6 protein-coding genes are annotated in these 12,693 nt (G+C 33.9%); all 6 read right to left on the bottom strand.

From position 1 onward, the window contains the following. Positions 1 to 329 precede the first annotated feature (329 nt). Positions 330 to 4,364, bottom strand: coding sequence for a hybrid sensor histidine kinase/response regulator transcription factor (locus AC3Y25_RS21225; RefSeq protein ID WP_489904112.1), 4,035 nt, complete (start codon positions 4,362 to 4,364; stop codon positions 330 to 332). Between the two features lie 52 nt (positions 4,365 to 4,416). Then, positions 4,417 to 6,246, bottom strand: coding sequence for a metallophosphoesterase (locus AC3Y25_RS21230; protein ID WP_489904113.1), 1,830 nt, complete (start codon positions 6,244 to 6,246; stop codon positions 4,417 to 4,419). A 15-nt stretch (positions 6,247 to 6,261) separates the two neighbouring features. Beyond that, positions 6,262 to 7,113: a DUF4861 family protein gene (locus tag AC3Y25_RS21235; RefSeq protein ID WP_489904114.1), complete on the bottom strand. Its 852-nt coding sequence runs from the start codon at positions 7,111 to 7,113 to the stop codon at positions 6,262 to 6,264. 320 nt (positions 7,114 to 7,433) lie between these two features. Next, complete coding sequence (locus AC3Y25_RS21240; protein WP_427874377.1) at positions 7,434 to 8,000, bottom strand: hypothetical protein; 567 nt, start codon at positions 7,998 to 8,000, stop codon at positions 7,434 to 7,436. Positions 8,001 to 8,014: 14 nt separating this feature from the next. Next, positions 8,015 to 10,279: a GH92 family glycosyl hydrolase gene (locus AC3Y25_RS21245; protein WP_489904115.1), complete on the bottom strand. Its 2,265-nt coding sequence runs from the start codon at positions 10,277 to 10,279 to the stop codon at positions 8,015 to 8,017. A 33-nt stretch (positions 10,280 to 10,312) separates the two neighbouring features. Next, positions 10,313 to 12,613 (bottom strand): GH92 family glycosyl hydrolase, encoded by a 2,301-nt coding sequence (locus AC3Y25_RS21250; RefSeq protein WP_489904116.1) that lies wholly within the window; start codon positions 12,611 to 12,613, stop codon positions 10,313 to 10,315. Between the last annotated feature and the right edge of the window lie 80 nt (positions 12,614 to 12,693).

Here is a 12,693-nt window from a genome sequence, read left to right on the forward strand (position 1 = left end):
AAGACCACATCAGGGAATTGATGGAAAAAAGCCAATTGAAATGATAAATCCGTTACCGAAATAAGTAACTTTTACAAGGATGACAAGATTGAAGATTTGTATTTCAAATATAGCCCGTAGTTTCAACCACGGGAAACGTTGTGAGGAAAATTATATTGTCGATATGCATTGTGTCCCCGTGGTTGAAACCACGGGTTATGTTTTTGATAATCTAAAAAAATCTTTGTCAAAGTTTTAAACTTTGACAAAGATTAATCTCATATAAATTCGTGAAAATTAATGTAATTGCTTCGCCAGTTCGCTATCGCTCGAGTCGTGGCAAAAAAAAACTAATTAATCAGTTTACTAGGTGGGAAACCAAATTGTTTTTTGAAGCACCTGCTAAAATACAATGGATCATTAAACCCAACTAAATTGGTTACTTCAGAAACATTGTATTTTTTACTTTTAAGCAATTCCGCAGACTTTTTAAGACGAATCGTTCTAATAAATTCGTTTGGAGCTAAATCTGTTAATTCCTTAATCTTTCTGTAGAGTTTAGAAGAGCTCACTCCAAGCTTATCGCAAAGAAATTCGGTAGAAAGATCTAATTCGCTTAAATTATCGTTGATCAAATTGGTTACTTTTTCCATAAATTCTTCGTCAATAGGAGAATGCGTAAGCATACTTACTTTGCTTTCAACTTCTCCAGAGAATTTTTGCTTAAGTTCCAATCTTGATTTGATCATGTTTTCAATCACCGTTTTAAGCAACAATGGCTCAAAAGGTTTTACTAAATAAGCATCAGCTCCTGTGTCGTAGCCTTTCACTTTATCCATATTTTCTGAAAGTGCCGTAAGCATAACCACTGGAATGTGGCTAATGAACTCGTCATTTTTAAGCTGTCGACAAAATTCCAACCCGTCCATAATTGGCATCATGACATCAGTAACACATACAATCGGTTTAATTTGTCGGCAGATTTTTAAACCCTCCTCACCGTTTTCTGCATCGTACACTTTATAATAATCCGACAAATAATCAACCAGATATTTTCTAAGTTCGCTATTATCCTCAATTACAAGAATTTTCTCTTTTAAATCGGTATTTTGAATAATTTTCTTAGCCGCTTTTTCAGGAATAAGCATACTTAGATTATCGTTTTTAATAGCATATTCAAACACTTCCTTGTGCACGTAAGAAGCACGATCAATAGGAAGTTCAACTTTAAATGTACTTCCTTTTCCTTGAGTGCTTTCTACAGCAATATTTCCTTTGTGAATCGCCACCAAAGATTTCACCAAAGATAAACCAATACCCGATCCTGTATTATTGGCCTTACTGTTTGAAGCCTGATAAAAACGCTTGAAAATCTTCTCCTGACTTTTTAACGGAATACCAATTCCATCATCAGTTACTTCAATAACCAAAATATCTTCAACGGTGTCTTTTAATCTGATATACAAATCGACATTTCCGTTTTTGTTGGTAAATTTTAAAGCATTAGATAAAAGATTGTACAAGATTTTATCGTACTTATCATTATCAATCCAACCGTTTATTTCATCATCTTCAGAGATAAAATTGAGTTTAATCTTTTTGTTATAAGCCATTTCTTTAAACGAATCAAAAATATTTTTTGAGTACGTCAAAATATTGGTCTCCGTAACTTTCAATTTCAATTCGCCCGATTGTGCTTTTCTAAAATCTAATACTTGATTTACCAAATTCAATAATCGGCTTGCGTTCTGATAAATCAGATTGTATCTGCTTTTTTCGTAATCTGTTGCATGGCTATTTTCTTCCAGCAATTGTTTCGCAGGACCTAAAATCAGGGTCAAAGGCGTTCTTAATTCATGAGAAATATTGGTAAAGAAACGCAGTTTTTCATTATTCAGCTTGATATCATGCTCTCTGTTTACTTTTTCGGTAAGCAGTTCTTGCTTTAAGCGAATTCGATTTTTGATTTCTTTCCTAACAAAATAGAAAACACCAAATAGAATGGCAAAAAACATTAAAAAAGAAGTCGGCGTTAGCCAGAATGGAGGCAGGATTTTTATTTTATAAGAAACTATTTTGCTCCAATATCCATCGCTGTTGCTTGATCTGATTTTAAAAGTATAATTGCCTGGATAAAGATTCGTATACTGCACAATTCTTGAAGTGCTATTGGCTGTAATCCAATGTTTATCAAACCCTTCCAACATGTATTGAAACTTATTTAATTTTTCGTTTGCAAAAGAAGGAGCTGAAAACTGAAGAGAAAAGTTTCGATTTTTATGGCTTAATTCAATTTCTTTTCCGTAATTGAGATCTTTTGAAAGCGGAATTTCTCCATTTATTTCCATTTCTGGAAAAACTTCTTCGTTCTGAATTTTAAACTCTGAAATCACTGGTAATGGCGACCAATTATTTCTTTTCATTGCGGGTGGAGAAAAAGAAATAATTCCGTTTTTTCCCCCTAGAAAAATATTAGAATTATTAAAATAAAAGAAGCCGCTAGCGCTAAAAACATCCAATCGGTTTCCACTATTTACATGATAAATGCTAATATCTTTTAAATTCGATTTGACAAAAGCAATATTATTGTTGTTGATATTCAGCCAGAGATTTCCACTTGCATCAGATAAAATATCGGTAATCCATTTACCAGAAAGCTCTTTTAGATTTTTTACAGGTTCAAATTCATTCTTCTTCGGATTGTACAAACACAATCCAAAACGCGTTGAAGCCCAAATTTTACCTTTAACATCTACCAAAACATCACTTACATTTTCGTCGTGCGGAACTCCTTTTTCTTTTATGAAAAGCGACGAATAGGTTTCTATTTTTCCTGAACTAATATTATATTTCACAACACCTGTTTCAGTAGCAAACCAAACATTATTTTTGGCATCTCTCTCGATAGCATTAATCTGAAAACCAGGCAAAAGTTCGTTAGAAGTTTGCACTTGAAGTGTTTTAGTATTTAAAACTACGGCACCTTCGCCAAATGAACCTACGATCATTAAGTCGTTACCAATTTTGCTAAAAGCAAAAACAGGCGACTTTTCAAAACCAACTTTAATTTCTCTGGAGGAATTTGCAGCATAATTGTAAACCAAAACATTTCCATCCCAAAGACCACAGTAAAAAATCTTTCCATCATCTGAATAAATGCTAGCAATATCTTTTCCAGTATTGTGCAAAGGAGTTGAGCTTTTTGTATTCGAAATAAAAAGTCCATTGTGGTACGTCGCGACAATAATTTTCTGATCGTACGTTTTTGCAAATCCTCTAATTCTTGGCGCCTGATTGCCAATAGAACGCGAAATATCTTTGTTTAATGTAAACTGATTTTCGTACGGATCATATTTGTCCAAACCGTCTTCAGTTCCAATCCATAAGACGCCAGATTTATCAAAATAAAGAGCTGAAATTAAATTATCGACAAGCGAAGTATCATCAGACAAAATAGAATAATACCATTTGTAATTTCCATTCTGAATGTTTTCTAACTGGTCGCAAACCAACAATCCTCCTAAAGTTCCTACCCAATATTTACCATCTGGAGCACGAGCAACAGATAAAAAATAAGGTCCTAATGCACCCCTAACCTGTTTGTTTTCAATATATAAATTAACAAACTGATTTGTAGTCTTATCTAATTTGTATAATCCCTCACGAGTTCCAACAAAAATATCCTGTTTTGCATCTTCATAAATAAAGTTGATGTACGGATTTTTTATATTGGAATAAGGAACAGAAAGCGTGTAATTGGTAATTCTGACAATAGCACCTTTGGCATCCATTGTAATTTTGGCAACAGATGAATTTTCATAACTTCCAATCCAGACATTTCCTTTTTTATCTTCGAAAATTTCTTTAACGTAATCAAATCCTTTTAATTTAATTCTCTCAAATCGATTTTCATTCAAAAAGAACAGATACATTCCTTTTGTCTTCGTACCAACCCAAACTCTTTTGAATTTATCTACATAAACCGATCTTACTTCATCATCTGGCAAACTGTTTGGATCATCTTTTTTATGGAAAAAGGTGGTAAAAACATGGGTATCCATTTTAAAAAGCGTCAATCCTTTTCGCGTACCAATCCACAAATGATTAGAAGCTTCGTCAAGTTCTAAAGCTGTGATATCATCATTGTATAATTTATTTTTTCCAGGAGTTGAACTCATGTAGTTTTTAAACTGATAACCATCGAAACGGTTTAGTCCTGAGAATGTTCCAAACCACATGAAACCTTTTTTATCTTGTACAATATGGCGTACTGAGTTGTGAGACAATCCATTATTGTCATTATAATGCGCGAATTTTATGCTCTGTGAATAAGAATGATAAAAAACGGCAGATAATAAGAATACTAAAAAGAATTTTTGTCTCATGAAAATAAATTATAAATGCAATTTAATCTTTTTGAATTAATAAATATCGGAATTATTTAACAGACAAATTATCAATTTTACTATTTTTTAAGTCAATTTTAAAATGATCTGAAGGTTGACCAAACATGGTTTTAAGAAATATTTCTGCCCATAAAATCAGTTTTGCATCATTTGATTTTTTTAACTGCCTGCATACTAACTCGTATTCCTTTAATCTTTTCTTTCCAATTTCTGGAATAGCAAGTTCATCAGCGTTCTTTAATCTGTAAAAATCGAAAATCATATCAAATCCTGTCCAAGATTCAAATTCAGAAAATACAAGGGAATTTTCCTTTAAATCCTTGGTAATTTCTTTGGTATCTTTGCCTATTTCTAGCAAATCTTTTCCTGAAAGTTTTTCTATCGACTTTAAGAAATCAGCCGGAAAATCTTCAGGCAAGAATCGCAATCGAACTAATTCTTTTAAATGCCAGTTTGTAAATGCTGCATAATCCTTTGCTTTTAAAATATCTTTATCCCAAATGTTTTTGCTATTAATTTCTTTTAAATGAGCATATTCTTGTTCGTAAAAAGGAAATAAACTATTGAATTTAGCCACTTTTCCGATGACAATCGTTTCGACCTCAAGATCTGAATCCGAATGAATCGTCAAGATTTTATAAGCTGGCATATAAGCCGCAAGCGATGGTGTCTGAATATTGAAAAGCGTATTCCCTTTTGCTGTCGTTCTAATTCCTGTATCGTTAATGTGCATGTGTCCGCCAAAATGAACCTGAATTCCAGCATCTGCAAATTGTTGCGCCACTTCTTCACTTGGAACCCTTGACAACTGCATTTTATTAGCACCAAAAAGCTGTTCTAGTTCTGATGAAGCATTATTATTAAATTCAACCAGTGGATAATGACTGAAAGCAATCAGAATTTTTCCTCTTTGTTTGGCTTCTGAGGCAACTTTTTTTACCCAATTAATTAAATGGCTTTTGTAAATTAGAACATTATTGTAACCTATATTAGCTCCTGAAAAATCATTTGGATTATTGGACTGACCCGATAATTTCTCATTCGGAACATACGCATTGCCATCAATAGCCAAAAGCCAAATTCCATTTACTGGCTCGACCAAATAACTGGCATCCGGCAAAGACAAATTGGTGTTTTTAATGAGGTACGTTCTTTTTTCTAAAACAGATTCGTCTTGAGCTTTTTCGAAATTATATTGTTCATAGGTATAATCGGAAAATGGTGTTTCCCAATATAAATCGGTCTTTTTTGGAAAGAAACCAAAATCGCGCATTTCTTGAATTGTTTCTTTGTAACCCCAATTTTTAATATCGGCTGTTATAATGGGCTCGAGCTCACTTTTGCTTTTGCTAAAATTATTTGGAGAACTGCTGATAATCTGTTCCTTTCCATTTTTCCCTAGAAAATCGGTTTTGACAGCATCTTGAGCAAACGGTTTTACTACATCATGATTTCCTGTGGTCACAAAAAACGAAATGCCATATTTCTGGGAATATTCATTAAGAATTTTTCTCAATCCGCGAACGTGGACAGGCTGTCCGTCATCGCTAAAATCGCCTGGAAGCACTACTTGTTTAATTCCTCTTTTTACAATGTCATTTAAGGCTTCTAAAAAAGCAAAATAGTTTTCGTTGAAAATTCGTGTAGAATGCAACTGAGAATTCATAGTTCTGATATTAGCATATTCACCCGTTACAGGATTTTGAATGCCTTTATAGTCGCTGTCTTCAAATTTGGCGTAAATATCCTGTAAATGAGCATCGGCTATAAAAGCAATTTGAACTTCTTTTTTTAAAGTCTGCTGTGATTTGCAGGAATTTAAAGAAAGTAATATTACTAATATAGCCGATATTCTAAACATGTATTTTGTATGCGTTTATTTTTTAATATATGCCTCCAATTTATCTAAAGTGTTTAATTCTGTTTCTCTCGCACTCGAAGATATAATTGAAGTCTCTAAAGTTTTTGCAGGTTTTGAAATCAATAAATATTGTGTTCCGTCGTCTGTCGTTTTTTCATAATCTTTCGGATTGTACATAATTGCAGCACCAATTTCTACAATTTCTGCTGCTACGTCTTCTGGGTGTTTTCCCCAAACTGCGATATAATTAGACCCTTTTTTAGTTCCAAAATCTTTAAAATAATTGATTCCAGTTGCAAATTGTACTTTTTCTCCAGTTAAGGAAACCGCTTCTACTTTTGCTTCTCTTTTTCCAGAAAATACCGTAACACGAACTAAGATGTCAACTTTTTTTCCTTTATATGGAACACCTCTCGAAATCATTTCCATCCAAGAAGTTGTATCTGTTTTGCCCACGCGCGCTAAACGATTTGTCACTGGATTTAAAGGAACTAATTTATCTCCGTCCCAAAGCTTAACACCGCCTAATCCTACAGTTGACGCCACTTTATAATAATCGGCTCCCCATCCTTCTTTTTGTTGTTGCGGTGTTGGGTACCAATTTGCTTTTCTCAATTCTAAACCTGGTTTCGCTTTAGAATAAACGTCAATTGCTACTTTGTCGCTGAAATAAATTCGCAATGCCATCCATTCGTTTTCAACTGCTGGACCGTGATGACCGATTGTTTTATATAAATCTCCTGATTCTGAGCCAATATCTGTTAAATAAGTAATTTTATCAGACTTCATATACAAACTGGTATCTGTATTATTTTGTCCGAAACAAATGCAGCAAAAAAGTAAAGAGGTTAAGATAGATAATTTCATAATTGATAAAAATAAAGTTTAAGTGTAATTCCTGTAAATTTAAAAACAACTTTCAACAATTTACCAAGAATTTTGCCTAATGTTCTGAAATTATCATTTTATACTGAAAATGTGATTTTTTTTTAAATTGATATCTTCCTTTTCTTTATCTGCAAAAACTTTGCTTATAATTATCTTTAACACCTAGAAACATAGATTTAAATGCTTTTAAATGGCGTTTCACTTGCGATAATGCACATAGCTATGTGTAAAAACTGGTTTTTCTGAAAAACTCTCTTTTAGACAAACCTATGTTTCTATGTGTTTATGATAAATCCATATTACCTATCTGTTACTTTTACTAAGGTCGGATTTATCCCTAACGGATTCTTGATGATTTTACAAATTAGAGGGAACTCGGGATTTTTGATAATCCACATTTCCGTTTCATCAATCTGAGCAATCACATGTAACGTTTCCATCGTTTTTCCGTCAATTGAAACACTATTTTTATCTTCGCTTTTATCTAAAATGTAAGTCGTATTATTATAAACAAACGAACCTTTCTTTAATAAATCTTGATAAGCCGATCTAGAAATCATAAAAAAAGTTTCACTTGGTTTTAAGTTTAAGACTGGAGCGTATTCTCCTTGATTGAAACTCAATTCTGTCCCATTCTTTATCGCTTCTGGAAGCATTACAATACTACTTTTTACACCTCTCGTCTCCAGTTTAAAAGTTAGTCCATCACCAACGGTTTGAGCTGTCAAAGTCAAAGTCCTAGTCTGGCCGTGAAGCTTGCAGACATAATTAAGTTCTGTATTATTCTTAATTGTTGGTACGTAATTCTGTGCTGTTCCATTCTGATAAACAATGCAGAAAAGAAACATTAAAATCATATTTTTCATTTTGCTTATACTTTTTATTTTTTTGGCGGTAAAATCACGGTTCCCCAAGCTGAAGGTTTAGAATCCATTTCGAAAATCAATTCTCCACCATTATTGATATCATCATGTATAATCCACGCTTTATCATACGGTTTTCCATTCAAAAGCGCTGATTTTATATATATGTTTTTATCACTCATTTTTTTAGTAGTGATTTTAAAACTTTTACCGTTTTCTAATTTTACAACTGTTTCTTTTATGAAAGGTGTATTAATCAAATAATAAGGCTGCCCAGCATTTGGATATAATCCCATCATATGAAAAGCAAGCCAAGAAGACATTGCACCAGAATCATCATTTCCTGGTAAACCTTCTCGTGAAGTATTGAAACTTCTTTTTATAATTGCTCTGATTCTATCGCTGCTTAAATAGGGCTTGCCAATCCAGTGATATAAACACGGAGTCAAAAATGAAGGTTCGTTGGCAACATTATACAGTTCTGAATCAAAGAAAGTATTCAATCTGCTCTCAAAGGCTTTTTCTCCTCCAGATTTTTTTACCAATTCTGGCACATCATGCGGAATGCTTAATGAATATTCCCATGAATTTCCTTCGTAAAAGAAAACGCACCAATGGCATACATACCAAGGAGACTCAATGATTACAGGTGTATATTTGAAAGTTGGCTTTTGGATTTTTGACTCTCCGAAAACAACATCATCTAGCCATTTTCCATCTTTATCTTTCGGCATGATAAATCCTTTTGCACCATTATTTTCGTAGTCTCCTCTCCACAAATTTTGCCAGCTGTCGGCTTGTTTTATGTATCTTTCATAAAGATCTGTTTTGCCAAGTCCTCTTGCCACGATTGCAATATTATAATCGTTATAGGCATAATCAATAGTTCGATTTCCTGCGCGGTCGGTGCCATACGGAACGTATCCTAATTTTAGGTAATCTATAAGTCCGCCTCTGCCTTCTCTTTCTTCATTTCCTCCTGGTGGCACTTCAGCATCTTTTAACATAGCTTGCAAAGCCAATTCGTAATCTATTCCTTTTAAATTTTTCACAAAAGCATCTGCAATTACAACTTCAGAATTTGATCCTCCTTGTGTTCTTCCGTTATCGTTTCCACTTCTACCCTCAGGAAGATAACCTTCACGCTTGTAAATATTTAGCATGGCATTAATTATTTCCACTTTTCGTTTAGAATCAATTAAAGTGATTAGAGGACTTGACGTTCTAAAAGTATCCCAGATGGTATAAAAATCATCATAATACGGCTCGTCATTTGTCCATAATGGGTTTTCACCAGTTCGGTTCACAGGCATAATCATGGTGTGATACAAACCTGTATAGAACATTTTCTTATAATCTTCTGATGTATCTTTAGAAAGCTGGATTCTGCTTAGGAGGTTTTCCCATTTGTTTTCTAAAGTCTTTAAAACCTCATCGAAATTCCAATGCGGAACTTCCTCTTCTATATTATTTTTTGCTTTTAATTCACTTAAAAATGAAATTCCTATTTTGACTTTCAGTTCTTCTTTTCCATTTCCGAAAGAGAGTAGAGCTGCAGTCTTTTTTCCCGAATCAAACTGGGCTTTTTCATTATAAAATTTTCCGTCTTTATAAGTGACATATTTTGCTATCGGCTGGTCAAAAACTGCCCAGAAATAAACTGTATAAGCGCGTCCATTGTTCCAGCCTCCGCGGATTCTGCTGTAGCCTCTCACTTCTGTTTCTGAGACAATTTCAATCTGAGAACCTACAAACTGCTGCGCTTCTCTCGCCTCTGGAATCTTTTCTTCTCCAAGAAAAAATCCTGGATCGATTTTTAATTCTCTTGATTTGTTTTTAGGGTAAGTAAAACGGTAAAAAGATACTTTCTCTCCTGTCGTAATCTCTGTTTTAATATTATTTTCTTTAAAGACCGTTTCATAATAACCCAGTTTTACATTTTCCTCGGTTCTAAATGAAGTCTGATCCATTTTATCCAAAGCTCCTGAAAACGGCATAATTTGGATGTTTCCATATTTTGGTCCTCCGCCTGTTCCGCTTACGTGAACCTGACTGAATCCTGTTACTTCTTTTGGCATTGGAAGCCAACCACTATTGGGACTCGAAGTACAATCTGGACTTGGTTTCACCATTCCATACGGACATGATGGCCCGATAAAAACTCTACCAACTCCTTCTGAACCTATCATTGGGTCAACATATTGTTGTACAGTTTGAGCATTTAGGGCTATTGTAAACAAAAATGATATTCCTAAAAGTATATTTTTACTATATATTTTCATTACTTATTTATTTCTTTACGGACTAAAAAAACTTTACTTTGACATTTCTAAAATCAACTCTCCGCCATTCGTAATTTCCTGATGCGAAAGCGTAAAATTCTTAACTGCTTTATTATTGAATTTAATGCCCTTTATATATACATTTTCAGGACTATTATTATTGGCTTTAATCACGAATGTCTTTCCTGAATAATATTTTGGATTTAAATCAATTGAGATTTTATTGAATATCGGACTTCCTATTTGATAAACAGCATCTTTATCTGTTCCTCCATTCATTTGAAATATACCTAATTTTAACAAAACATTCAAACTTCCCATTAATCCTTGATCTTCATCACCGTTATAACCAGTTGATGGAGACAATCCGCTGAAGGTTTCTTTAACTACATTTCTCGTCCAATACTGGGTTAAATCTGGTCTTCCTAAAACGGTAAAAATGTTTGAAGTCTGCATGGAAGGCTGATTTCCAAAATTTATCGGAATTCGGCTAAACTCTGGATGCAATTCGGCATCGTGCGATGTACCAGAGGTATAATTTTGCTTTTTAGCCGTTTCAAATTGCTGATTTAATTTTGTAACGGCTTTTTCTCTTCCTCCCATTAAATTCGCTAAACCTTCAATATCATGCGGTACAAACCATGTTGACTGTGCTCCGTTTGACTCAATAAATCCGTTTTCATATTGATAGGGATCATAATTTTCTCTCCATTTTCCATCTACATTTTTTGGGCGCATCCATCCAATGGTTTGATCAAAAACATTTTGATAGTTTTTTGACCTTTTCATGAAATAATTATAATCTTCTTCATGGTTTAATTTTTTCGCCAATTGCGCCAAAGTCCAATCTTGATAAGCATATTCTAAAGTCTGGCTGGCTCCGTCTTCATGGCTTCCAAAATTGCCTTCTGGAAGCGGATACGGAACATATCCTTTTTCTAAGTAATATTTTAAACCTCCTCCAATATTGGTTTTGTGCTCATAACCGGCTTTTGACATAATTCCGTCTGTCATATGCCCTTTTTTAAGCGCAACATAAATGTCTTCCAAATCTTCTTTTACAATTCCTTTTTGAATGGCGCTTACAATAAAAGGTGTTGCCGATGCTCCTGTCATTACATAGGTATCATTTCCTCCCGAAGGTCCGCGCGGAATAGAACCGCCATCTTTGTAATACTGCATTAACGAATACACAAATTCTTCCATAATTTCAGGATATACCAATCCCCAAAGATTATTGATTGTCCATTGTGCACCCCAAAAAGCATCAGAATTATAGTGATTGAACTTAGGCTTTCCATTTGCGTTTAAGGGCAAGTGCCCTACCCTGAATTTTTCCCCTGTATTGTCAGGGTAGGATCCATTTGCATCACTGATCATTTTTCTCCCTTGCAGAGCATGCCATAGATCAGTGTAAAATCTTCTTTGTTCGGTTTCTGTTCCGCCTTCTATTTTTATTCTTCCCAACAAATTACTCCATTCGTTTCTGGAATCTTCAACCGTTTTATTAAAATCCCAATGGGTTAATTCGGTTTCAATATTGTTGTTAGCATTTTCAATTGACGTGTACGAAATACCGACTTTCATCAGAACTCGGGAATTCTTTCCATTAAAAACAACCAAATAATTACCTGTTACATTATCTTTTTCGACAGAAGCGATAGGCTGATTTGTTTTGACTTTAAAGAAAACCGTCAATGGTTTTGGGCGTCTAAAATTGGTGCTTAAAACTAATGATCCTGAAAGTTCATAATCATTGTTTTTTTCTAATTTTCCATCGAAATTATCACAAGGCCCTAAAATAGTGTTCAGATTAAAAAGTATTGCTTTTTGTGCTTTTTTAGGAAAAGTATATTGATGAAATCCGACTCTTGGCGTACTGCTCAATTCTGCTTTTATCTGATATCTGTCTAATAGTAACGAATGATATCCTGGTGTAATGATTTCGGTTTGATGGCTGAATTTGGAATAAAAATCTTTGAAAACAGTACTTTTATTAGCTTCCGAAATTGTTACTGGCATTATAGACACTCCCGATAATTGCCATTCATGAACATGGCTGAAACCTTTAACTGTATCTGTAGTATATTTATAACCGCCTCCCCAATCGCCTTTAATCTCTGTGTCGGGATTTAAATTAACCATACCAAACGGACGGCTTGCTGATGAAAAGTAAAACCATCTTGAATTTTCGGTGTCCAACAACGGGTAAACCATATCTGATAATTTTTTCTTTTGTAAAGAAATGGTTTGTTGCGCATTGCACGACACTAAAAAAATAAGAGTTAAACTTATGGCAATATGTCCTATTTTATATATTTTATTCAGTTCCATTATGCTTTTTGTATTGATGGGGACAAGATTAGGCAACGATTTTTTTGTGGTAATTAAATTGAAGACCTTGCAAGATTTAA

This window comes from Flavobacterium sp. LK-23 (genome assembly GCF_058135255.1).

What these genes read in the sequence shown, in the direction of transcription:
- AC3Y25_RS21245 (WP_489904115.1), bottom strand. Translation starts at nt 10,279, where the DNA reads ATGAAAATATATAGTAAAAATATACTTTTAGGAATATCATTTTTGTTT.
- AC3Y25_RS21240 (WP_427874377.1), bottom strand. Translation starts at nt 8,000, where the DNA reads ATGAAAAATATGATTTTAATGTTTCTTTTCTGCATTGTTTATCAGAAT.
- AC3Y25_RS21230 (WP_489904113.1), bottom strand. Translation starts at nt 6,246, where the DNA reads ATGTTTAGAATATCGGCTATATTAGTAATATTACTTTCTTTAAATTCC.
- AC3Y25_RS21225 (WP_489904112.1), bottom strand. Translation starts at nt 4,364, where the DNA reads ATGAGACAAAAATTCTTTTTAGTATTCTTATTATCTGCCGTTTTTTAT.
- AC3Y25_RS21235 (WP_489904114.1), bottom strand. Translation starts at nt 7,113, where the DNA reads ATGAAATTATCTATCTTAACCTCTTTACTTTTTTGCTGCATTTGTTTC.
- AC3Y25_RS21250 (WP_489904116.1), bottom strand. Translation starts at nt 12,613, where the DNA reads ATGGAACTGAATAAAATATATAAAATAGGACATATTGCCATAAGTTTA.